25 protein-coding genes are annotated in these 21,668 nt (G+C 45.7%); 16 read left to right on the forward strand and 9 right to left on the reverse strand.

Annotated elements, in window-relative coordinates; all coding sequences use genetic code 11:
* Window positions 1–2: 2 nt before the first annotated feature.
* The 9 genes from NZD81_RS15855 to NZD81_RS15895 all read left to right on the forward strand — a co-directional run bounded on the left by NZD81_RS15855 (window position 3) and on the right by NZD81_RS15895 (window position 6,388).
* A complete protein-coding gene (locus NZD81_RS15855) occupies window positions 3–728 on the forward strand; it encodes a nitroreductase family protein (RefSeq protein WP_282373375.1) in 726 nt (241 codons plus the stop codon).
* Between the two features lie 40 nt (window positions 729–768).
* Window positions 769–939, forward strand: coding sequence for a thiocillin family RiPP (locus tag NZD81_RS15860; RefSeq protein ID WP_014665271.1), 171 nt, complete (start codon window positions 769–771; stop codon window positions 937–939).
* Between the two features lie 42 nt (window positions 940–981).
* Window positions 982–1,140 (forward strand): thiocillin family RiPP, encoded by a 159-nt coding sequence (locus NZD81_RS15865; RefSeq protein ID WP_014665270.1) that lies wholly within the window; start codon window positions 982–984, stop codon window positions 1,138–1,140.
* A gap of 16 nt (window positions 1,141–1,156) precedes the next feature.
* Window positions 1,157–1,324, forward strand: a complete 168-nt coding sequence (locus NZD81_RS15870; RefSeq protein WP_014665269.1) for a thiocillin family RiPP — start codon at window positions 1,157–1,159, stop codon at window positions 1,322–1,324.
* An 18-nt stretch (window positions 1,325–1,342) separates the two neighbouring features.
* Window positions 1,343–1,510 carry a thiocillin family RiPP gene (locus tag NZD81_RS15875; protein ID WP_014665268.1) on the forward strand — a complete coding sequence of 56 codons (168 nt, stop codon included), beginning with the start codon at window positions 1,343–1,345 and terminating at the stop codon, window positions 1,508–1,510.
* A gap of 37 nt (window positions 1,511–1,547) precedes the next feature.
* Window positions 1,548–1,721, forward strand: a complete 174-nt coding sequence (locus NZD81_RS15880; RefSeq protein ID WP_014665267.1) for a thiocillin family RiPP — start codon at window positions 1,548–1,550, stop codon at window positions 1,719–1,721.
* A 114-nt stretch (window positions 1,722–1,835) separates the two neighbouring features.
* The gene (locus tag NZD81_RS15885; RefSeq protein WP_014665266.1) at window positions 1,836–2,960 is read left to right on the forward strand and encodes a PqqD family peptide modification chaperone; all 1,125 of its coding nucleotides are present in this window, start codon (window positions 1,836–1,838) and stop codon (window positions 2,958–2,960) included.
* 6 nt (window positions 2,961–2,966) lie between these two features.
* Window positions 2,967–5,507, forward strand: a complete 2,541-nt coding sequence (locus tag NZD81_RS15890) for a lantibiotic dehydratase (RefSeq protein WP_136653721.1) — start codon at window positions 2,967–2,969, stop codon at window positions 5,505–5,507.
* On the forward strand, window positions 5,504–6,388 hold the full coding sequence (locus NZD81_RS15895; protein ID WP_014665264.1) for a thiopeptide-type bacteriocin biosynthesis protein: 885 nt from the start codon (window positions 5,504–5,506) through the stop codon (window positions 6,386–6,388). Before NZD81_RS15890 ends, NZD81_RS15895 begins: the two co-directional genes overlap by 4 nt.
* 34 nt (window positions 6,389–6,422) lie before the next feature.
* Here NZD81_RS15895 and NZD81_RS15900 read toward each other — a convergent pair whose 3' ends face one another.
* The 8 genes from NZD81_RS15900 to pucR form a co-directional block, all read right to left on the reverse strand.
* Window positions 6,423–7,058 (reverse strand): hypothetical protein, encoded by a 636-nt coding sequence (locus NZD81_RS15900; protein ID WP_014665263.1) that lies wholly within the window; start codon window positions 7,056–7,058, stop codon window positions 6,423–6,425.
* Between the two features lie 4 nt (window positions 7,059–7,062).
* Entirely contained in the window at window positions 7,063–7,353 is a 291-nt protein-coding gene (locus NZD81_RS15905; RefSeq protein WP_282373370.1) for a hypothetical protein, read from the reverse strand.
* On the reverse strand, window positions 7,350–7,898 hold the full coding sequence (locus tag NZD81_RS15910) for an RNA polymerase sigma factor (protein WP_040081921.1): 549 nt from the start codon (window positions 7,896–7,898) through the stop codon (window positions 7,350–7,352). Before NZD81_RS15910 ends, NZD81_RS15905 begins: the two co-directional genes overlap by 4 nt.
* Before the next feature lie 175 nt (window positions 7,899–8,073).
* On the reverse strand, window positions 8,074–8,418 hold the full coding sequence (uraH, locus tag NZD81_RS15915) for a hydroxyisourate hydrolase (RefSeq protein ID WP_103030952.1): 345 nt from the start codon (window positions 8,416–8,418) through the stop codon (window positions 8,074–8,076).
* Window positions 8,418–9,902, reverse strand: a complete 1,485-nt coding sequence (gene pucL, locus NZD81_RS15920; protein WP_282373366.1) for a factor-independent urate hydroxylase — start codon at window positions 9,900–9,902, stop codon at window positions 8,418–8,420. Before pucL ends, uraH begins: the two co-directional genes overlap by 1 nt.
* 12 nt (window positions 9,903–9,914) lie before the next feature.
* Entirely contained in the window at window positions 9,915–11,207 is a 1,293-nt protein-coding gene (pucK, locus tag NZD81_RS15925) for a uric acid permease PucK (RefSeq protein WP_136653718.1), read from the reverse strand.
* Between the two features lie 5 nt (window positions 11,208–11,212).
* A complete protein-coding gene (gene pucJ, locus NZD81_RS15930; protein WP_282373363.1) occupies window positions 11,213–12,562 on the reverse strand; it encodes a uric acid permease PucJ in 1,350 nt (449 codons plus the stop codon).
* A gap of 144 nt (window positions 12,563–12,706) precedes the next feature.
* Window positions 12,707–14,302, reverse strand: a complete 1,596-nt coding sequence (gene pucR / locus NZD81_RS15935) for a purine catabolism transcriptional regulator PucR (protein WP_282373340.1) — start codon at window positions 14,300–14,302, stop codon at window positions 12,707–12,709.
* 174 nt (window positions 14,303–14,476) lie between these two features.
* Between pucR and NZD81_RS15940 the strand changes: the two genes are divergently transcribed.
* The 7 genes from NZD81_RS15940 to yunB all read left to right on the forward strand — a co-directional run bounded on the left by NZD81_RS15940 (window position 14,477) and on the right by yunB (window position 20,603).
* Window positions 14,477–15,817: an allantoinase gene (locus tag NZD81_RS15940; protein ID WP_282373338.1), complete on the forward strand. Its 1,341-nt coding sequence runs from the start codon at window positions 14,477–14,479 to the stop codon at window positions 15,815–15,817.
* A gap of 95 nt (window positions 15,818–15,912) precedes the next feature.
* Window positions 15,913–16,260 carry a YunG family protein gene (locus tag NZD81_RS15945; protein WP_040081928.1) on the forward strand — a complete coding sequence of 116 codons (348 nt, stop codon included), beginning with the start codon at window positions 15,913–15,915 and terminating at the stop codon, window positions 16,258–16,260.
* Window positions 16,261–16,297: 37 nt separating this feature from the next.
* Window positions 16,298–17,146, forward strand: a complete 849-nt coding sequence (locus tag NZD81_RS15950; protein ID WP_003243895.1) for a DUF72 domain-containing protein — start codon at window positions 16,298–16,300, stop codon at window positions 17,144–17,146.
* 17 nt (window positions 17,147–17,163) lie between these two features.
* Window positions 17,164–17,985: a sulfite exporter TauE/SafE family protein gene (locus tag NZD81_RS15955; RefSeq protein ID WP_014665251.1), complete on the forward strand. Its 822-nt coding sequence runs from the start codon at window positions 17,164–17,166 to the stop codon at window positions 17,983–17,985.
* A 19-nt stretch (window positions 17,986–18,004) separates the two neighbouring features.
* A complete protein-coding gene (locus NZD81_RS15960) occupies window positions 18,005–19,393 on the forward strand; it encodes a bifunctional metallophosphatase/5'-nucleotidase (protein WP_282373332.1) in 1,389 nt (462 codons plus the stop codon).
* 64 nt (window positions 19,394–19,457) lie between these two features.
* The gene (locus NZD81_RS15965; protein WP_014665249.1) at window positions 19,458–19,763 is read left to right on the forward strand and encodes a YunC family protein; all 306 of its coding nucleotides are present in this window, start codon (window positions 19,458–19,460) and stop codon (window positions 19,761–19,763) included.
* 72 nt (window positions 19,764–19,835) lie between these two features.
* Window positions 19,836–20,603, forward strand: coding sequence for a sporulation protein YunB (gene yunB, locus NZD81_RS15970; protein ID WP_040081930.1), 768 nt, complete (start codon window positions 19,836–19,838; stop codon window positions 20,601–20,603).
* A gap of 27 nt (window positions 20,604–20,630) precedes the next feature.
* Here yunB and lytH read toward each other — a convergent pair whose 3' ends face one another.
* A complete protein-coding gene (gene lytH / locus NZD81_RS15975) occupies window positions 20,631–21,611 on the reverse strand; it encodes an L-Ala--D-Glu endopeptidase (RefSeq protein WP_014665248.1) in 981 nt (326 codons plus the stop codon).
* Window positions 21,612–21,668 lie beyond the last annotated feature (57 nt).

Here is a 21,668-nt window from a genome sequence, read left to right on the forward strand (position 1 = left end):
CAATGGCTTCTTTTGAACCATTTCAGCTGATAGACAAATTAATCGAAGAAACGAAAACCTTTCATTTTGACTGCGAAATCGATCGTGCCGTAGAGGGACAGCAACAAGAGAACTTGAATACAAGGGAATCATGTCTGCTGCCGGAAAAACAATTTGAAGGCAAAGAACTTTTTCACATATTGAAAGAGCGTACCGCCACTCGATTTTATGATCAGCATGCAATTGATTTGAGTGATTTGGGGACGATTTTAGCGACGGTCAAAGAAGAAGATAACAGAAATTGGGCGCGCCAGATCGGCCAGGGAATTGATATTACGGTATCTGTTATCACGTGGCGTGTCCAAAATCTGCGGTGTCCATTCTTCTATGATTATTGCGCTGAAACGCATTCTTTAAAGCCTATGGGCGAGATACCGGAACAAGAAAAAGCGGATGACTGGTTTCTCCAAAAAGAATTTGTGTATGCGCCTGCCATTATCATCATTAATGGGACAATGAATCAGGCGGTAAAGCAGTACGGCGGACACGGCTACAGGCATTTGATGGTGCGCGGCGGCGCAGCGGCTCAAAATGCTTGGCTTTCTGCGTTAACACTTGGACTTCAGGGAACGATTTTTGCTGGCGCCCTTCCTAGACCGCTAAGGGAATACACGCCTATTGACGGCCGGCATCGGACTCAACTGTGCGCGTTCTCATTTGGAAAACCGCTATCTTTTTCTGAAAAATAAACCTTCTTCAAAGCACATAACTTGAAAGGAGGTGATAAAGATGGAAGAGAAAAAAGTTGAATTGGAATTATTTGCAGAAGAGCTTGAAACGCAAATGGATTTTACAATGGGGCCATTGTCGACTTGGGCTTCAGCCACAACTGTTGGCTCAGCTTCGTGCCCTGGAAGCACAGCGGGGACGGCATCAACGGCATCATCACTTTCTGGATAATAATACATTCATTATTTAAATCCAATAAAAGGAGGTTTACTAATGAAAGAGAAAAAAGAGTGTGAACTGGAACTCTATGCTGAAGAAATGACAGAAATTCAATCATTATCTGGTTTCACTACATCTGCAACATTCGGTACAGTTGGATGTGCGGGTTCATCGGCTTCTACGGCCGGCACGATCTCATCATACGGCGGATAATAAGGGGGAATGAAAAATGGAAAAGGATAAAACTCTTGAATTGGAGCTTTTTGCAGAAGAACTGCCGGAGCAAGTTGATTTAGCAACGATTGCGGCATCTTTCAGTTCTACGTCATCAGTCAGTACGGCTTCATGTCCGGGAACAACAGCAGCTTCAGCCGGCACGATCAGCTGCTACGGATGATTCAAATAGGAGATGTGTATGTTGAAGGTTAACTGCGAGCAAACAGAAAAACTGGAACTCTTTGCAGAGGAGCTGCCGGCCCAAGTAGACATGTCGTCTATTGTCTCGACGATGTCGACAGGAGCTTCCTATGCATCGTGGACGACGTTTGTCTCCACAATAGCTACCATTTCAACGGTAAATTAGGATGTTATCAACCTAAAAAACATGAGGCGGTGACATTATGTCTGAAAAGGATACTACTATTAAAACATTGGAATTATACGCTGAAGAGCTGCCGGCCCAAGTGGATTTGGCGACTGTTGCAGGAACAGCTAGCACTGCTTCCTCTTTTACAACAGCTTCATGTCCGGCAACTACAGCGTCAACTGCTGGCACAGCAAGCAGCTACGGGTGATCAGCCCTTATTTAGACAAGTAAGGCAAGTGCCTGTTGCGAGCAGGCGCATGTCTTACTTTCCTTTATCTATTATACCGTATTTGTATGTTAATAAAAGGAGTTTAATGATGCCATGAACAACGGTCAAGTTCAATACCAGTACGATGAAGAACTATTGGTCAATCCCCTCTATTTAGGTGAAGGAGTCGAGTTGTTAATAGGCGCCAATGAAGAACCCATGTTGTTTGACAAACAGAATGGGAAATATATCAGGCTTTCAAAAGTTGGCTTGGAGATTTTTCACTTAATGGATGGTTCAAACACGGGCCAGGATATAGTGAATCAACTAGAAAAAAATTATGCAAATTACGGTAACTTTCCTGAAATTGTCTATATGTTTTTTTCATCTTTAAGAAAAGCCAATGTCTTAAATATAAAACCGCTGCCTGAACATCAGGTGAAGCAGGCAATTCGCCGCGCAGCTGATAAACCGATGCTTCGATTACCATTGGCGAAGTCTCTCAATAAATCAACAGAAACACTGCTTCATCTTTACCATTCTATTCCCAATATGCTTCAAAAAATAACCTTTTATGTTCTGTTTTTTTGTGCCATTTCTTCCTTTATTCTGCTCAATGTGACAGGAGGATGGCAGATCGAATGGTCTTCCATTCATTGGATTTTTTTGGTTTGTGTCATTGCTTTTCATTTGATTATTCATGAAATGGCTCACGCCTTAGTAACGAAAGCTTACGGTATCACCATACGGGAAGCGGGTGTCGCTCTGCTCTATTATTTTATTCCAGTTGCGTACGTTGACCGGACAGACACCTACCGGCTCAAAAGCAAGAAAAGCAGAATTCATATCGCGCTAGCCGGGCCGTATTCAGATTTGTTAGCTTGCGGTTTGTGGGCAGCCGTCTCAATGTTGGCTCCTCAAGGCACTATAAGCGAGACAGCGCACCTTATTTCATTTTTGCAAATCCTTTTTGTTCTTAGCAATTTGAATTTACTGCTTCCTACTGATGGATATCACGCGGTAGAGGCTGCTGCAGGGGAGTTATCACTGAGAAAAAGAGCCTTAACATATTTGCTGCATGTAAGCACGTTTAGAAAGCCTCCTGCTTACTTACAGCATGTGGCGAAAAATAGAAAAATCATTTACGTTACCTACAGTTTAGTCTCACTTACTTATCTTTTCTGTTTGCTATCGGCATTTTTCTTTCTTTTACGAAATGCATTTGGATATATGGGGTGATGTATCATGAAAGGGCATGTAGCGCCTTTTGTTATGCTGAGGGCTGCCGGGGGCAGTATCGATAGCTTGGCATGTGTTAATGTAAAACAGACATCTGAAAATATAGAAAAGATTTTGAATTTGGAAACAGAAATTGAAGTAATGAAGGAGCCTCTAAGCGACATTTTCTTTCATCTGATTTCCTGTCTCAACGATGATGAAACGAACTTTCTTCGTTTTCTTTTAAAAGTAAAACGAGATATCTTTAACAGCCGTCCTTTTCAAATTGATGATAAAAATAGAAGTGAACTGCAGAAACGATTGACTGTTTCTGATTATAAATTATTTAACCGCTGGTATATGGCCGTTCACGACAGACAAAGGTATATGGAAGATACCAAACTAATTTTTGAGAAAGAGATTGAAGAGGCTGGCCAACATTTAGCGAATGAAATGGAAAATGAAGAATGGCAAAAAGGATTGGCGCTGGCAAATCCGAAATATCTATCCGCTTATAACAAGAAAAAGGCTAAACTATGGAGGCCCCACAAACAATACGCACGCACCAGTATGTCTTATTTAGGAAGAATAACGATGAAAACAAGCCCATTCAGTACGTTTACCAAGATTGGCTTGACCTCTTTTTCAGCTGATAACACGCCTCCTGATACAAATAATCAAAAAACGAACTTTTGCAGCATTTCTAAGTCAATATGCAGTGAACTTATTTTTGAGATGGCGCAGCATAACGAATTATCCCAGTACTTGTACTACGAAAAAAATCAAACCCTCCACACTGATAAAAAGAACAATATGCGGCTGCTGAAAAGCTCTTACACCATTTTAAACGGGTTTGCATGGCGTGAAGATAATATGGTGTCAGAAGAAATTTCGTCAGAAGAACAATTGAAGGTGATCAAATCTCTCCGTTCAGGGAGTTATGCGGAGATACAGGAATTGCTGAAAAATACTTCTTTTACAATACCTGACTTGTCAGCTGAACAATGGATCAAGCCGGTACTTCCTTTTTCAAGAAAAACAGAAAAGCCTTTGCTCAGTTTATATCATTTCTTACAGCCGATACAAACCCAAAAAGCAAGAAGGATAGCAAGAATTGTGAAATGGATGAACCATTGTGTAGAGGAGCTTGCGAAAAGCGGGCCCAAGCAAAGACTGCGCTATCATCAGTTCATTTACAGACTGTCAAAACGTGCATTCAGTGAGCTTACGGATAAAATACCGAAAAGTGTAGTAACTGAAAAGCTTGTTTACGAAAATGTGAAATGGATAGAAGATCACCCGCCGTTAGGCCAGCAGGTCAAACGTGATTTAGAACAGCTTTCTGGACAGTTGAGAAAGCATCAATTCCGGACCCATCTCTATGATTTGTTGTGTGAGCACTTCATAGAGATGTATGGGGAAGGAGGCATATGCCATGACATTCAGGAGTTTTTGTATCAGTTTGAAATGAGGAAAGATAGGCCCCGGCTGATTAAAAATGCCTTGCGGAAAGATAAAAAGACAGCTGTAAATCTGGAGGAGTCCAGAGTGTTTGCCCCGTGCAGCGGCAGCTCAGTTCCCCCAAGTGCGGTTGTGTTTTATCAATTAGCAGCAAATAATGGCAGTAAAGACATTTCCAATGGTGACTACCAGCTTGTTATCAACCAGCTCAGTTCCGGTCTGGGGCTGGTACTCCGCTTTCAATCAATGTTTAATGAGGATCAGAGAAATTTAAACAGTCTTACAAAGCGATGGATTCATGTGATGAACCCTCACTCAGATATCGTTCATTTTCCGATGATCTCAGATTTCAGCAATTTGCAAACTGATCCAGGTATTACAGCACAGTCCTTAAGGTGGCTTGGTGAAAATCCAACAGCAGATCAAAATGATCTTTTGTTAAAGGATCTGTTATTGGTGCATGATCCGCGCGGTACGCTGGCATTTGTAAACAAAGAGGGGCGCCCTGTTGCTCCTATGTATTTTGGTGCTGTGCCACAGCACATGATGCATGGGCCTGTCTCATATTTATTTACCATTATGAACCCATGGATTAATGCTTACCAAACCAATTGGGTGACATCACCACTATTTCCTAAATCACCTCCGCCGGAAAAAGTAGAATTTCATCCTCGTATGCAGGAGGGGAGGATTGTACAAAGGCGTGCCCGCTGGCGGATCCCGGTATTCTTATTCCCTTTAAAAGAGAATCGAGAGAGTGACTATGCATACTTTATACGAATGAAAGCATTTCAAAAGAAGTACAGCCTTCCGGATGAGGGTTTTCTTTCTGGAGAGAGAACAAGTGTGATGCTGAATCCAAAACAAAGAAAACCAATGTATCTGAATTTCAATAGCTACCATTCTATCGCAGCTGCTGTAAACACGATTGTTGAAGATGATCTTTTGTCTGTAACATTCACTGAAGGACTTCCTAATCGCCACCAGCATTGGCTGGAAAATGCTGAAGGGCGCGTAATTGCTTCTGAGTATATGTCTTTATTCCAATGGCCTGTTGAGAAAAAGCAAGAATCGGCTATAGCTAATGAGAAAGGGGTTTTTATATGAAGGAATGGGTGTTTTACAGCATTTATGTGCCGAGGGCTGAGTATTTAGAAAATATTATCATTAACATTGTAACGCCGATTGTTAAGCAGGTAAAAGACAGTGTTCAAGTACATAAGTGGTTTTTTATCAGATACATTGATATGCAAGGGCCTCATATCCGTTTGCGTTTTTTAGTAAATGAAGACGACATTGATATCGTTGAAGAGATTACGGAAGAGCATTTGAACAGCAGTCTATCTAAAGTCCTGGCTGAACCTCTTTCAGAAATGAGCCGGCTGCTGCCTGTCAAAACCGATACTAGAAATTTTGAATCCGGATTCCAACAAGAGGAATATGAGCCGGAGTATGAAAAATACGGCGGCATCCAAGGCGTTAATATAGCTGAAGACATCTTTCAGTCTTCGAGTGAATTGGTTCTTTCATTATTGAATGATCCTGGATTTAAAGATCATGACCGTTTTGATTTCGCTCTCTTTCTTATGAAAAAAACAGCGGAACAAGCTTCTTTATCAGCAGACCAAACACAGGATCTTTGGGAAAGCATGCTGCATTATTGGAGCGGAGCTGATTATACTGATGGAATAACCTATAAAACGAAGCTGAAGGAGGCTGCGGAAAAACGGATTGATGTAATAAATGTTGTCATAGAAAAAATGCACTCTAACCCTTTTGTCACCAAGTCAACGAATGGGTACCAAAAACTGCTGGAGAGTGCTTTTTCACAGATACAAGAGTCCGATAAGATTAGAACGTCTGCTTCCCATCTAGCCTTTCACTATATTCATATGATGAATAACCGTTTAGGGGTGTGGCCGATAGAAGAGGCTTATCTCGGAGCTTTGCTCGCGCAAATATCTAAAAACACAACTGATATAAAATAATAAAAAAGAACTTCAGCTGTTGGGCTGAAGTTCTTTATTTCCGCTTGTTTTTATGATAAACCGAGTTAAAAGTAAACATAAACAAAAAGTAGGCGCCTGCCAGACTTAAAAAACCAACAGGGTATTGAAGCAGCAGAAGACCTCCACCAATAAACAGGATCGTTGCTGCTAAAATAATGATCCAATATAAAGAGAATTTGTTTTTATTTTGCTGTTCTTGGGTCTTGGTAATGGCTGTTTCCTCCTTACTGATATGTTGAATACCGTATTTATAGATGTGGATCAATTGTACAAGCCGTCCTAACAATAAAATCGAGGACACGGAGATCCAGGTGAGAGAGTTAACCAAAAAAGCGAGCTGAAGTGTGTCTTGGAAAGGGGTGCCGCCCGTTTCGAATCTCACAATCAATAATACGCCTGCACCAATTAGAAATAGAATCCCTAAAAAAAAGACAAACACATTATAGCTGTCAAAACGATTCCATTCGCCTAAAAATCTGCAATGTTTTGCAATCAGCGAATATTTCCGTTTAGGGTTCTGTGGAAGTGAATGTACGCCAATTGAGTTTAAAATCTGCCGATTAAATGCAGACCCCATGACTCCACCTAGTGTACCGACAGTAAGAGCTGCCGCGCCGCTTATTAGTCCTATCACCGTACCGCTTGTCATATGATCACCTTCCTAAGAATAAGAAAAAAAGTATTTGTGCTGCTATGCTCCCGGATAAAATCGGCAAAATCGTCACCACTTGAGCAACAGAACGGAATGAGAAAAGGTCTGGAAGCTGCCAGCTAGGATAAGCTAGCCAATGGCTCAAACGGTCAAACCAAGTAATCGGTGGAGAAGGTGGTTTTAACATATATTCTGGAAGAGACAGGCGGTTCATATCCAGGAATTCGTTCAGCTTGGGCATGTGTTCTTGTAATCCTTCAATCATGCTTTTCACTTCATCTTGCTCATTCATGAGTCCTTCAGCTCCTTTTCAATGGATTTGTTCAGCTTCTTTAGAGAATAATGAAGCTTGGATTTGACTGTTCCTTCCGGTATGTTGAGAATGTGAGAAATTTCTTTGCCTGTAAACCCTTGATAGTAGGCGAGAATCAGAATTGATCGCTCTTTGTCAGGCAGCTGTCCCAAATACTGTTGAATCAATATTTTATTTTGTATATTTTGCTCAATGGTGCTCTGGTGCTTTTCCGAATAATCGTCCAATTCCATCTGCTGCCATTTGAATTTAGAATGCTTTCGGTAATAATCAATACATAGTCTGTGAGCGATTTGATGGAGCCAGGTACGAAAGCTCGCTTTTTCGCTTTTATAGCTGCGGCATTTTACATATACCCGGATAAAAGTTTCCTGCAGAAGATCTTCAGCTGCCTGTTTTTGACGGATGTACAGAAATATAAATTGATATGTTTTTGGAGCGTGACGGGCATATAAACTGTTGTAGGCCTCCATATCCTTTTGTTTTACTTTTTCCATCAATTCTTCGTCAGAAAGAATGTCCATACCCCACCTCGAAACTTGGTTTCGTTACTATATACGGCTGCTGGCTGAAAAGAGTTCAAAAAATGAAAAAATAAAGAAGATAAGTGATGGCAATAGATGTGAGAAGAATACTGTCTTCATGATTATAACAGGAAAAAAATGAAAGTGCCCGGTCGTGAAGACCGGGCTTGACATGTTAACTCCCCCTATACACCTGATAACCAAACGGCGACAGCAAAAGCGGGATATGGTAATGCGCATCTGGATCTGCAATGTGAAAACGGACGGTGACGATGGTTAAAAACGGCTGATCGGCTGCGTTCGTGTTTTTACTCGCAAAATAGTCTCCTGCATGAAATTCCATCACATATTCTCCGGACACCAGCTCTTCAGCAGCCAGCAGAGGGATATCGACTTTTCCGTCCTTGTTAGTGTATATCTCTTTCATTATACTTTCGCCCAGCCGCTTCAATTCAATTTTGACGTTCGCCGCCGGTTTGCCGCAGGTTAAATCTAAAATATGGGTGGTCAGCTTTCCCATCAGACTTTCAGGCTCCCTGCGGTTTCAGCAGTTTTCTGTTTTTCTTTCTCGGCGTCTTCTCTTGTCACGGTAAAGCGCTGGAAGCCGAATGGCGGGCGCGGTTCGGTGTAGACTTTTCCTTTTGAACCCGGGATTTCTTCGACAACTGTATCCCATGTGTGATTTTGAGATTGGAAGCTGACATCAGTGAGCTGCGGGAACCTCGCTAATATTCTGCAGCCGATGTGATAGATTAAGTGTTGGATTGAAGGGGTTTCGAGCTCGTGAAAAACGGTGCTCGCCAAGTCGCGGACTTGTTCAGCCGCGACGTAGCGGGCTGGGTCAGAAGCATATGCGTCATTGGTGTTTTCATACTGCCAGCTGATGTTTAAATAGACAAACAGGGGGCGGTTGCCGTCTTCGGGAAGAGTCGTATATTCGTCCCGGATGAAGCCGGCGAAGGAGTTGCCGCTCACCTTAACGAGCTGAAGATCCATGATTTCGCTGTATTGTTCTGTAATCGTGATGGTATTCCCGCTGCGTTCGGCTTTCAGCACAGAGCGGCTTCGTTCATTGCGTGATCTTCTGAAGACAAGGCGGCTTGCGGTGAGCTCTTTCTCCTCGTATGCAGGCATTGCTTCAAACGGGATATCTTCGCCAGTCAGAGCAATCGTGTCCATATGAGAATAGGTATCTAAAAATCGGTGAGCTACATAGTGTAGGAATCCCTCGGTTGTCGTTCCTTCATAGGATGCGAGATGGCGCTGGATAAAGTTTTTCATTGAATCCGTCGCCACGACGAGAGTGTTGTCTCCGTCTGTAAATGATGGCAGGAAGGCGTCTCCGCCAATTTCGCAAGTCACATCAACGCCGACAACGGTATTGTCTCTCCCGGTAAAAGATGATTCGGGGATTTGCTTCACTCCAGTGAGCGGTTTTAAAAACGTTCGGTATGCAAATACATTTCCTTTACCATAAGACATGGTTCTTTTCATTTGCGTCTCTCCTTTTTCAGTGATGATGTCAGCCAGGCGAAAGCGGGCGATTCGGTAAATTTCTATCAGAGCCTGCTGGAACTCCGATTCCCGTTCGTTCTCAAGCCTTTCCAGCAGGGCTTGGTGAATGTCCTGTTTCGTCTTTCCCTTTACCGCTAAAATAAAAGGAAAGCCGAAGCGATCATAATAGTGTTCGTTCAGCTTGAGAAACTCCTCGTATTCCTGCTGTTCCAGTTTGCTGAGCCCTGCGTTCTGTTGCTCTTTTATCGACTCACTGCTCATTGTTTTCTTTGTTCCGAGCCGGGGGTGTTTATTGATTACATCAAGCTGTGTCTCGCGATCCGCGGCTTTTACAATACCGGTCATTTTGCGGTGAAGATCACAAAGGGACGAAAACGGCCGTAATGCCGCGGATCTCTCCGCAATCCATGAAGAGTGTTCAAAAATAGAGCCAAGTGTGCTTGTCAGTGTTTGTGTGTTCATTTGGTTCAAGTCATCCATTGTGAACATTGGCATCTTCCTTTACGTTTTTATGTCTGAGCCATTCGGCTGTTTGGCTTGAAAAAAAGCGTGCAGTGCTATGGCTGTTAAGCTGCCGATCACGATTCCGCTTCCCGCCAAGACTGAGGCGGCACCCGGAAGTGATGAAAACAGCGCGGGAACTGTTGTAGCGCCAAGCCCCAAGCTGACGGAGGAGGCGATAATCAGCAGGTTGCCTTGTGAATCGAAGTCGACGCTGGAGAGCATTTTGATCCCGTACGAAATGACCATGCCGAACATGACGATCATTGCGCCGCCGAGAACTGGGTTGGGGATCACTGTAGTCAGTGCCGCGGCTTTTGGAACAAGCCCGATCGCCATCAGCATAATTCCTGTGGTGGCGACGACGTGGACACTTTTTATCTTTGAAAGCTGTACGATGCCGACATTTTGCGAGAAGGCTGTATAGGGAAACGCGTTAAATAAGCCGCCTAGCATAATCGCAAGGCCTTCCGCCCGGTAGCCCTTTTCCAGATCCTTCTCCGACAGTCTGCTGTTTGTGATATCGGCAAGCGCAAAGTAAACACCCGTCGATTCGACGAGACTGACAAGCGCAACGAGAAGCATCGTGACAATAGCCGGCCATTCGAAGGCAGGCGGTCCGAAATAAAACAGAGATGGAACATGAAGCCAAGATGCCTCCAAGACCTCAGAGAAATTGACCTTTCCCATGAAGTATGCAGCCGCTGTTCCTGCGATCATACCGAGCAAAATCGCTATGGAACGGATAAAACCTTTAAAGAAATAAAACAGCAATAAGATAAAAGCTGTGACGCCAAACCCGAGGAGGACGTTGTCCAGTGAGCCGAATTCTTTGCTTCCTTCACCTCCGGCCAGGTTATTCATTGCCGTCGGGATCAGGCTGATACCGATGATCATGACGACTGATCCGGTTACGGCAGGCGGAAAAAAACGGACAAGCTTTCCGAAGAAGCCTGCGGCTAAGACGACAATCAGCCCTGCGGCGATAATGGCACCATATATCGCTGGGATACCGTAAGTGCTGCCGATAGAAATCATCGGGCCGACTGCGGTAAACGTGCATCCGAGCACAACGGGGAGGCCGATGCCGAAATACCGGTTTCTCCAGAGCTGCAAAAGAGTCGCCGCCCCGCACATGAACAAATCGATTGCAATTAAATACGTCAGCTGCCCTGCATCCAGTCCGATCGCCGCTCCGACGATCAGCGGAACGAGAATGGCTCCCGCATACATGGCGAGCATGTGCTGAAGCCCCAGCATCATCAGCTGAAAGGCATTATGCTGTTTCTTCATCTTTTTTACACCTCTTTTTCTAATGCAAGTGTATGTTCTAATACCGTAAGTTCAGTTTTCTGAGCTGTTTTGTCTTTTTTGCCGCGTAAGCTGAAAAATAGATTCAAAAAGATAGCGGTCAGGCTGCCAGTGATGGTGCCGTCACTGACCAGAATCCTGATCGGAGCGGGGAATTCAGCAAAAATCCCGGGGACGGTGCTGGCGCCGATGCCGAGTGCGATTGAGCATGCGATGGTCAGGAGGTGGTATTGATTTGTGAGATCCGCTGTGCTGAGCATTTTGACGCCGGAGGCAATCACCATGCCGAACATGACGACGGTTGCGCCGCCAAGCACAGCAGCAGGAACGGCAGAAGCAAGGGCAGCAATCTTCGGAATCAGTCCGAGACAGACAAGGATAAAGCCTGCGGTAATCACGACGTTTCTCGTTTTTACTTTCGTCAGCTGCAATAAGCCGGCGTTTTGCGCAAAGGTATTATAAGGAAAGGCATTGAACAGCCCGCCGATGAGAATGGCGATTCCCTCCGCGCGATACCCTTTGACGAGGTCATTTTCAGTTAAAGGTCTGCCGCATATCTTTCCGATTGCGTAGAAAACGCCGGTTGATTCTACAATAATGACGATTCCGACGATCAGCATCGTTAAGATCGGGCCAATTTCAAACGCAGGAGCTCCGAAATAAAAAGGCTTCGGGATTTGGAAGAATGGTGCTTCTGTAACAGAAGAAAAGCTGACTTTGCCCATGATCGCTGCCGCCGCTGTACCGGCGACGATGCCGATCAGAACGGACAGTGTTCGGGCAAATCCTTTGAGAAAGCGGTTGAGGACTAAGATCAGAACAAGGACACCGACAGAGAGAAGAAGGTTTTCGAACGAACCGTATTCGGGATTGGCGTTGCCGTTTATTTTCTCGCCGCCAGCCATATTTTTCACACCTGTCGGAACTAGTGAAAGGCCGATCAATGTCACAACCGTACCTGTTACGACAGGAGGAAATAACACAGTCAGTTTGCCGAAAAAACGCGCAAACAAAAAGATAAACACACCGGCCGCGATGATAGAACCGTAAATCGCGTGAATGCCGTAATTGGCGCCGATTGCAATCATCGGGGTGACGGCCACAAATGAGCTGCCAAGCATGACGGGGAGCCCGATGCCGATGTATGCTCCGCGTAAGGTTTGCAAAAGCGTCGCGACGCCGCACGTTAACAGGTCAATCGCCAATAGGTAGGACAGCTGTTCAGTTGTTACATTCAGCGCCCTGCCGACAAGCAGGGGCACCAAAATCGCACCTGCATACATGGCCAGCACATGCTGCAGGCCAAGCGTAAACACCGCAAACGATCTTTTTTTCACCATAGTCCCTCCTCGTATGTGAACTTTAGTAACATGATATCGTGCCGATTGAGGAGTGTCATTGGATACAGTAGCCGAAAAAGACAGGTGTGATTGCTGAAAGTGACGAAAAATGATTGATTTTGTAAGAGAATGTGACAAACGTTAGCTGATCAGCCGCTGCATACGTAAGGCAAGCCGCAAACGCATCGTTGTTTCTGGATCTTTTAAGCTTTTCCCCAGCAACTCTTCGCATTTTTCAAGCCGGTAAATGACCGTATTGCGATGAACGTACAGACGCTTGGCCGTCTCTGAAATTTGGCAGTGTGTCTCTAAATAGACGGAAAGCGTATGAAGAAGGCTTTGATCCTCCTGCTGTTTTTCAGCAAGGCTCTGAAGCGTGGAGTTGTAAAATTTCTTCAAATCCTCAACCGGGAGCAAGCGCAGAAGCTCAGGCACATCTTTGGCGTGATACACCTGGATAAATGCGGTGCTTCTAGACAAATGCCCCGATTGCAGAGCATCAGAAGCTTCTGTGAACGCGTCGGGAACATCAATGAGCTTTTGGCATATGTTGCTGATGCCAAAGGACACGGTTCGTTTAAATTGAGTGCTGACCTGTGTTTGGAACTGTTCTAAAAAGCTGATCACCGAGGCGTGCATTTCACTCCAGCTGTCTGTCGCCTCGATGAGAATAATGCCGACGTTTCCTTTCATAAAGAAGTGAGGCGGAAACGGGAAGACCGATAACTCACCTTCAAGAAATTCGAATACGCTGTCGGAAGCGAGCTGATTTTCTGTAAAGCTGATTGATTCGTCATTGCGATCGAGTTTGCCGGCAATGCACATGTATTTTTGATCCCAGCGCAGCTTGAATTCTTTCGCCCGGTTTTTGATTTCGTCATCTGAAGAAAAGGACCGCTCAATAAAATTGTTAAAAAACTCATTGCGGGCCCGCCGGCTGAACTGCTTCAGCGCATTTTCCTTCAGCAGTTCAAAGGAAATGACGTTGGCCGCTTGTTCAATCGTGAGGATCAATCCTTTGTCGCCGGCCTGCACCATGTCCGGTATCAGCAGATATCCGCAATTTTTTTCGTGATTATAAATAGGCAGGACAGAATATGTTTTCTGATCTGAGATTGTAGAGAAACAAGTGAAAAATGGCCCGGATACGGTATTCAGGGTGCCTTTCAGTTTTTCGGTTTCAACTGAAATTTGATGAGACGCTGACAGCATTTTAGCATGCTGGTCTAGAAGCAGCACGGGAAGCTGAAGGAGGTCTGACACCTTTTTGAGCAGAGATTGCAGCCCCTTGCCGCTCATAATGTGGTTTGTGAATTTTTTGTGCGCGTAAATGGCTTGCTGCAGCTCGTTAGAACGCATATCGAGAATATGGCTGAGAGTGGCATTCACAATATCGCCGAGGCGGATGTGTTCCGGAAGCTCAATGATCGGGAACGCATATGAATCGGCCAGTTCGACGATTTCCTTCGGGATATCTTCCAGATAGCGCTTTGTTTTAATGCCGAGGCCCGCGCAGCCGCGTTTTGCCATTTGCCGAATCAGTTCAGATAATTGATGCGGGTGATCCTTCAGGTGATAGGCGGTGGTGACGAGCAATTCATTCTTATGCAAAAAGTCTGCGATATCCGGAGCGTCCATCATGTTGACATGCTGAACCTCCCTTTCCCCTCCTGCTTTTCCAGCGATTAAATTGGCGTTTTCAAAAGCCGGTATTTTCATCACATCAAAAATATTCATAGCGCATTCTCCTTTTCTATAAAAACATTGGTTAAGATGAATAATTTTCAATAGGAATTCTAGCGGTTTTGCTGATGTAATACGATCATAGTAGCAGTAAACTGTTGAAAATAGAACTGGTTGTGTGACATAAACTGACATGAAAAATCGTCATCCTTACATGGGGGGATTAATATGGCTTACGATATGGTCATAAAAGGTGCAAAGGCAGTTACGCCAGATGGCGTTACAGAAGCTGATATTGCAGTTCAAAACGGTGTCATTGCCGAGATAGGTTCTGACATCGAAGCAAGCGGGACGGAAATCATCCAGGCAGACGGGACATACGTGTTTCCTGGTACGATAGACTGCCATGTTCATTTTAATGAACCGGGCAGGGAAGATTGGGAGGGATTTGAAACAGGTTCTCAAATGATGGCCGCAGGCGGCTGCACCACCTTTTTTGATATGCCGCTCAACTGCATTCCATCAACCGTGACGGCAGAGCATCTTCTCGCAAAAGCTGAGCTGGGCAGGCAAAAATCTGCCGTGGATTTTGCGCTATGGGGCGGGCTTGTGCCAGGCCATATCGAGGACATCCGTCCGATGGCTGAAGCGGGAGCGATCGGGTTTAAAGCGTTTTTATCAAAGTCAGGCACTGATGAGTTCCGCTCTGTTGATGAACGGACATTGCTTAAAGGTATGGCGGAAATTGCGGCTGCAGGAAAAATCCTCGCTCTTCACGCAGAAAGCGATGCGATCACAAGCTATTTGCAGATGGTTTTGGCCAATAAAGGAAAGGTGGATGCGGATGCGTACGCCGCCTCCCGCCCGGAGGAAGCAGAAGCTGAAACGGTGTATCGCACGATTCAGTATGCGAGGGTGACAGGCTGTCCGGTTCATTTTGTTCATATCAGTACGGCGAAAGCGGTTCAGCTGATCAGAGAGGCGAAACAGGAAGGGCTTGATGTTTCGGTCGAGACATGCCCGCATTATGTCTTGTTCAGCCATGACGATTTACGAGAAAAGGGCTCTGTCGCGAAATGCGCGCCGCCGCTCCGGTCACCGCAATCGAAGGAAGCGCTGATCGAGGCGCTCATTGCCGGGGACATTGACATGGTTTCCTCAGACCATTCCCCTTGCCGTCCATCCTTAAAGCGGGAGGACAATCTGTTTTTATCATGGGGCGGAATCAGCGGCGGGCAGTTCACTTTATTAGGCATGCTGGAACTGGCGCTTGAACATCAGATTCCGTTTGAAACCATCGCAGAATGGACAGCGGCGGCCCCTGCAAAACGATTTGGCCTTCAGAAAAAAGGGCGGCTCGAGGCGGGGTGTGATGCGGATTTCGTGCTCGTCAGTATGGAGCCGTACACTGTCACAAGAGAATCGATGTTTGCAAAGCATAAAAAAAGCATTTACGAAGGACATTCATTTCCCTGCCGTATTTCGGCCACTTACAGCAAAGGCCGATGTGTGTACAGTGATGGGGAAAAGGTCAGTGGAATTGACGGAGCGCTGGTCGTTCCTTCGTAAGCCCGGCGGATTTTACCGCCGGGTTTTTTGATTTCTGCCGTTCTTGTTTTTAAAATTTCATCAACGTGGTATCTTTTTTAAAAGGAGGCGGAGGCGTGGAGCATGTCAAATACATACTTAAGCAATCTTGGTCTCGCCATACGAGCTCTAAATGGACGGAAGAATGCCCGTCATGCGGCCAATGCGGTGTGACGGCACTGGTGATTCAGGATCAATTCGGCGGCGCCATTCTGAAAACAAGAGTCGGTGAGAGCTGGCATTTTTATAACAGCTTCAATGGTGTGGTGTACGATTTTACGAGTGAGCAGTTTCAGGCGCCTATTGAATATCAGCATATTCCTTCCACAAGAGAAGAGGCGTTTTTAGATACGAATGAGGAACAATATCAGCATTTGAGTTCTGCTTTTTCCCGCCATATGAACAGCATTTCCGAGGAAACCTGAAAACACGTGTGATAAACTGAAAGAGAGGTGAATGAGTGTGATTTATATTGGACTGACGGGATGGGGGGATCATGACAGCATCTATCCGCCGAAGACGGCCAGCCAGAAAAAATTGCAGGCCTATTCCTCCCATTTTCCGATCGTGGAATTAGACGCGAGCTTTTACGCGATTCAGCCGGCTCGCAATAATGAAAAGTGGGTCAAGGAAACGCCCGAAACCTTCCAATTTATCGTGAAAGCATATCAGGGCATGACAGGGCATCAGCGCGGTGAAATTCCCTTTGACTCAAAAGAGGAGATGTTTGATGCGTTTAAGGTGTCTTTAACGCCATATTTACATAGCAACAAGCTCGCCATGGTGCTGTTTCAATTTCCGCCGTGGTTTGACTGCAAGAAGGAGAATGTCGCCTATTTGAGATGGTGCAAGCACCAAATGGGGGATATTCCTTGTGCGCTTGAATTCAGAAACCGTTCCTGGTTCTCGCCGCCGTTTTATGAGCAGACGCTTTCATTTATGAAAGCGGAAGGCTGGATTCACAGTGTTTGTGATGAACCGCAAATCGGAGAAGGCAGCGTTCCGACTGTGCTGCGCGCGACCGATGAAAACAAAACGCTCGTCAGGTTTCACGGACGCAACAAGCAGGGCTGGATGAAGCCTGACGGCGGGAAAAACTGGCGCGAGGTCAGGTACCTATACCGCTACAACCAACAGGAGCTGGAGGATTGGAAAAAGCACCTGAATGAATTGCAGCAGCAATGTAAGGATGTTTTTGTCCTGTTCAACAATAATTCCGGCGGTGACGCGGCGGATAACGGCAAGCAGATGCTTGAACTGCTTGATATCGAGTACAGCGGACTTGCTCCGAGACAGCTCGATTTATTTTAGAAAAGAGGTTTTTACTGATGTCGTTTGTGATTTTGGTCGTCCTGGGATTAATCGCAGGTACGGTAGGAAGTCTGATCGGGCTTGGCGGCGGAATTGTCATTGTGCCGTCTTTGATGTTTTTAAGCACAGTGACGCCGCTGTTTCAGGATGTGACGCCGCAGGTTGCGATTGGAACTTCGCTTTTGGTCATTATTTTTACGGGTCTTTCTTCAACTTTGGCTTATATTAAATATAAAATCGTTGATTATAAGAGCGGGCTCATTTTCTTTATCGGTTCAGGTCCCGGCAGCATAATCGGGGCTTATGTGTCAAAGCTGTTCAATTCAAACTCATTTTCCGTTTGGTTTGGCATTTTTATGATTCTGATTTCATTATCCTTAATGCTGAAAGCGAAAGCCCGGCCCATTAACAAAGCGCACAAAGGGATTATCCGGACATTTCAGGATGATGCCGGTGAGCCTTATACGTACTCATATCAGGCCCCTGTCGGTATTGCCATTGCCTTTGTTGTCGGTTTTTTAGGCGGGCTTTTCGGAATAGGCGGCGGATCACTGATGGTTCCGGCGATGATGCTGTTATTTTTGTTTCCGCCGAAGGTTGCGGTCGCAACATCCATGTTTATTATTTTCCTGTCTTCTATGACAGGGTCTGTTTCACATATTATTTCCGGGCACGTCAATTGGCTGTACGCCCTCGCGCTTGTGCCCGGCGCTTGGTTCGGCGGAAAGCTTGGCGCCGCCATCAACAGAAAAATGCAGACGAAAACGATCGTTATGATCATGCGGATCGTATTGATTTTGATCGGCTGCCAGCTCATTTATGAAGGCATTTTCAGCTGAACGATTAGGGAGAGATATTATGAAGGAGAAGCTCCGCTTATATCATACAAATGATTTGCACAGCCATTTTGAAAACTGGCCGAAAATTGTAGATTATATCGAGCAGAAAAGAAAAGAGCATCAATCAGACAGCGAAGAGACGCTCGTATTTGATATTGGCGATCATCTTGATCGTTTTCAATTCGTGACAGAGGCGACATTCGGAAAAGCCAATGTCGATCTCTTAAACCGCCTTCACATTGATGGAGCGGCGATCGGCAATAACGAAGGGATTACGCTTCCGCATGAAGAGCTTGCTGCTTTATATGATCATGCTGAATTTCCTGTTATCGTCTCCAACCTGTTTGATAAAAACGGAAACCGTCCGTCATGGGCAGTGCCTTACCATATCAAACCATTGAAAAACGGTATGACCATTGCTTTCTTAGGCGTAACTGTGCCGTATTATCCCGTTTACGACAAGCTGGGATGGACAGTAACAGATGCCCTTGATAGCGTAAAGGAAACCATTCAGGAAGTGAAAGGGCAGGCGGATATCATCGTCCTGCTGTCGCATTTAGGCATTCTTGATGATCAGGCAGTGGCTGAAGCGGTACCTGAGATTGATGTCATTCTCGAATCGCACACCCACCATTTGCTTGAAGACGGACAAGTGGTGAACGGGGTATTGCTTGCCAGTGCTGAGAAATACGGGCATTATGTCGGCTGTGTAGAAATCACGGTGGACAGTGTACAGCGAAGCATCATCAGCAAAACAGCGTCTGTGCAGAACATGGCGGAATGGTTAGGAGAATCCGCAGAAACAAAAGCGTTTCTTAATGAAAAAGAACGTGAAGCTGAGGAGAAGCTCTCCGATGCCGTTGCGGAGCTTGCCCAAGATGCTGAGGTGAAGTGGTTTGAAGAATCAGAGCTGCCTTTGCTTTTGGCGTACGCGTTAAAAGAATGGTGCGAGACGGACATCAGTATGGTAAATTCAGGTGTCATTCTCGGTCCGCTGAAAGCAGGCCCTGTGACGAAACTGGACCTGCACCGCATCTGTCCGCATCCGATCAACCCGGTGGCTGTCCGCCTGACGGGAGAAGAACTGAAGGAAACCATTGTCCATGCCGCTTCCGAACAGATGGAACAGCTGCGGATCAAAGGGCTCGGCTTCCGCGGAGAAGTGATGGGGAAAATGGTGTATGCCGGCGTTGAGGTAGAAACGAAACGGCTCGATGACGGGATCACGCATGTCACCCGCATCACGCTGAACGGGGAAGATATTGAAAAACATAAACAATACTCCGTTGCGGTGCTTGATATGTTTACGCTCGGCAAACTGTTTCCGTTGATTCGCGACGCGGCAGAAAAAGAATACTTTATGCCGGAATTTTTGCGGGATCTGCTCGCTTGGAAGCTCGCGCAATAAGGCTGTCAGCCCACAACAAGCTGTGCCCTTCATCATAAAGTGATGAATGAAGGGAGTGGTTGACGTGGTAAATCTGACACCGATCATGATAGAAGGACAGCCTTTTACAGCTGTGACAGTAAAGCTTCCCAAAACGAATTTTATGGCCGTCACCAATGATCACGGATACATTATGTGCGGCGCGCTTGATGTGGCGCTGCTGAATGAGAAATTAAAGGAGCGCGGCATCGTGGCGGGGCGCGCAGTTGGTGTCCGCACCATTGACCAGCTGTTAGATGCACCTTTAGAATCCGTCACGTACGCCGCGGAAGATCTTGGCATTCAAGTCGGCATGAGCGGCAGAGAAGCGCTTTTAAAAATGGTGAAATAAAATAAATTGGCCCCGGCTATTACTATGTCCCCTCTTACAAGCATACATTGTGATATGTAAGGGGGGATTTTCTTGCCAAGATATCGCGGCCCTTTTCGCAAGAGAGGACCTTTGCCTTTCCGTTACGTGATGCTCCTGTCAGTTGTCTTTTTTATCCTGTCAACAACGGTCAGCCTTTGGATGATCAATGGCTCGATCAAACCTGTTTTAATGGACATCGGCGAGATGGAAACGAAGCGTATCGCGACAGAGGTGATCCAGGATTCGATTGAGGACTATATGTCTGACAGTGAAAATGTGAAAGATATGTTTCAAATGAATTCTGATGAAAACGGAAATTTAACGACAATCGATTTTAATACACAGGTTGTAAACAGTGTAAAAACAAAAGTGACAAAGCAGCTTCAGGCTCATCTGAAAGAGATGGAAACCCATACCGGACACAGCGGCGCCAGTGAAAACATTATGATCAACATTCCGCTGGGACAGGTAACCGGCAACAGTCTTCTTGGAAACCTCGGGCCGAAAATCCCGGTCCGGTTCAATTTAATCGGTGACGCTTTTACAGATGTTAAAACCAAAATCAAGCCGTATGGCATAAATAACGCACTTATTGATATCAGCATCTTTGTCGAAATTAAAGTGAAGGTCATCATTCCATTTGCCAGCAAAACCGCTGTCGTCACAAATAATGTTCCTGTATCGATTAAAGCAGTGCAGGGCGAGGTGCCGCAATTTTATAATGGAAGCGGCGGCTCGGGTGTCACGCCTTCTGTCCAACTTCCGAGCAGCAAAGAAGAAGACGGTGCCGATTCAAAAAAAGAAAAAAGCAGCAAATAAGCCGCCTGTCGAAGAGGCGGCTTTTTGTTACTTCTTTTTTTTGTATTCATATCGTTCCCACGCCCTCAAATGCGGGTATGGATCAAATGACCATTCGGTTCTTCCATTGTCTTTGTACATGCCGTAGTGCAGATGAGGCGGGAACTTCCCGGCGGTTCCCGGAGGGCCGTATCCGGAGCTTCCGACTGATCCGATCACTTGGCCGGGCTCAACGATTTGTCCAGTTTTAATCCCTTTGGCAAACCCATTGAGGTGGGCAAAATAATGATACGTATTGTTAATGTCCCTGATGCCGATTCTCCATCCTCCGAAGCGGTTCCAGCCCTTCATTTCGACAACGCCGTAACATGTGGATTTGACAGGAAGGCCGTAATGGGCAAAGATATCCGTACCTTCATGAATCCGTCTTCCTCCGAAGCCGCGGGCATCTCCCCACGTGCTTCGATAGCTGTAATCGGTTCTGATCGGAAGCGGGAATGCATGCTCGCCCAGGTCAATATGGCCGTAGGCTTTAAACAGCTTCATGAATTCAGATATGATCCCCACTGTCTGATCGCGCCGGTAATAATGCCAAAGCCCAATGCGGATGTTGTCCTCATCTGTGCCGTACGACAGCAAGTATTGGCTGAACGTATACAAAATATCTTCATCGTTGCTGACCTCTGCTTTCCCGTCTCCATCGCCATCCATTCCGATTCCGTCAAACACTTTAATGCTTAACGGCGCATCGTCTTTCGGATTTGGGTTTTCAGGCCCGCTCCAGATGTCATCGGGTATATGGATGCTGATGATTCCCGCCTTGTCGGGCAGATCTTTCCGGTTGCTCCGCACATTTTCCTCGTATTGATCAACAGCGGCGAGCGCATACCAAGGGATCTGCGTCACAGCCTCGATTTTATGATATAATTCCATCCGTTTCGACAGCACTGGATCTGAAAGCTTTTTTCCAGACGCAGAAGGCTCAAAGGCAAACAAAAGGAGAAGAAGAGCGGATAACAAAACTTTCACAAAATAATCTCCTTTCATATTGAATACACATAGTTTGCAGCAACCCGGCTTAAAAAT

Source organism: Bacillus sp. B.PNR1 (genome assembly GCF_030386235.1).
GTDB classification, from domain to species: domain Bacteria; phylum Bacillota; class Bacilli; order Bacillales; family Bacillaceae; genus Bacillus; species Bacillus stercoris.

Coding starts and splice junctions, on each gene's coding strand:
- NZD81_RS15885 (WP_014665266.1), top strand. CDS start 1,836: ATGAACAACGGTCAAGTTCAATACCAGTACGATGAAGAACTATTGGTC.
- pucR (WP_282373340.1), bottom strand. CDS start 14,302: ATGAATATTTTTGATGTGATGAAAATACCGGCTTTTGAAAACGCCAAT.
- NZD81_RS15875 (WP_014665268.1), top strand. CDS start 1,343: ATGTTGAAGGTTAACTGCGAGCAAACAGAAAAACTGGAACTCTTTGCA.
- NZD81_RS15960 (WP_282373332.1), top strand. CDS start 18,005: ATGAAGGAGAAGCTCCGCTTATATCATACAAATGATTTGCACAGCCAT.
- NZD81_RS15860 (WP_014665271.1), top strand. CDS start 769: ATGGAAGAGAAAAAAGTTGAATTGGAATTATTTGCAGAAGAGCTTGAA.
- NZD81_RS15955 (WP_014665251.1), top strand. CDS start 17,164: ATGTCGTTTGTGATTTTGGTCGTCCTGGGATTAATCGCAGGTACGGTA.
- uraH (WP_103030952.1), bottom strand. CDS start 8,418: ATGGGAAAGCTGACCACCCATATTTTAGATTTAACCTGCGGCAAACCG.
- NZD81_RS15855 (WP_282373375.1), top strand. CDS start 3: ATGGCTTCTTTTGAACCATTTCAGCTGATAGACAAATTAATCGAAGAA.
- pucL (WP_282373366.1), bottom strand. CDS start 9,902: ATGTTCACAATGGATGACTTGAACCAAATGAACACACAAACACTGACA.
- NZD81_RS15895 (WP_014665264.1), top strand. CDS start 5,504: ATGAAGGAATGGGTGTTTTACAGCATTTATGTGCCGAGGGCTGAGTAT.
- NZD81_RS15865 (WP_014665270.1), top strand. CDS start 982: ATGAAAGAGAAAAAAGAGTGTGAACTGGAACTCTATGCTGAAGAAATG.
- NZD81_RS15910 (WP_040081921.1), bottom strand. CDS start 7,898: ATGGACATTCTTTCTGACGAAGAATTGATGGAAAAAGTAAAACAAAAG.
- NZD81_RS15900 (WP_014665263.1), bottom strand. CDS start 7,058: ATGACAAGCGGTACGGTGATAGGACTAATAAGCGGCGCGGCAGCTCTT.
- pucK (WP_136653718.1), bottom strand. CDS start 11,207: ATGAAGAAACAGCATAATGCCTTTCAGCTGATGATGCTGGGGCTTCAG.
- NZD81_RS15870 (WP_014665269.1), top strand. CDS start 1,157: ATGGAAAAGGATAAAACTCTTGAATTGGAGCTTTTTGCAGAAGAACTG.
- NZD81_RS15880 (WP_014665267.1), top strand. CDS start 1,548: ATGTCTGAAAAGGATACTACTATTAAAACATTGGAATTATACGCTGAA.
- NZD81_RS15905 (WP_282373370.1), bottom strand. CDS start 7,353: ATGAATGAGCAAGATGAAGTGAAAAGCATGATTGAAGGATTACAAGAA.
- NZD81_RS15890 (WP_136653721.1), top strand. CDS start 2,967: ATGAAAGGGCATGTAGCGCCTTTTGTTATGCTGAGGGCTGCCGGGGGC.
- NZD81_RS15940 (WP_282373338.1), top strand. CDS start 14,477: ATGGCTTACGATATGGTCATAAAAGGTGCAAAGGCAGTTACGCCAGAT.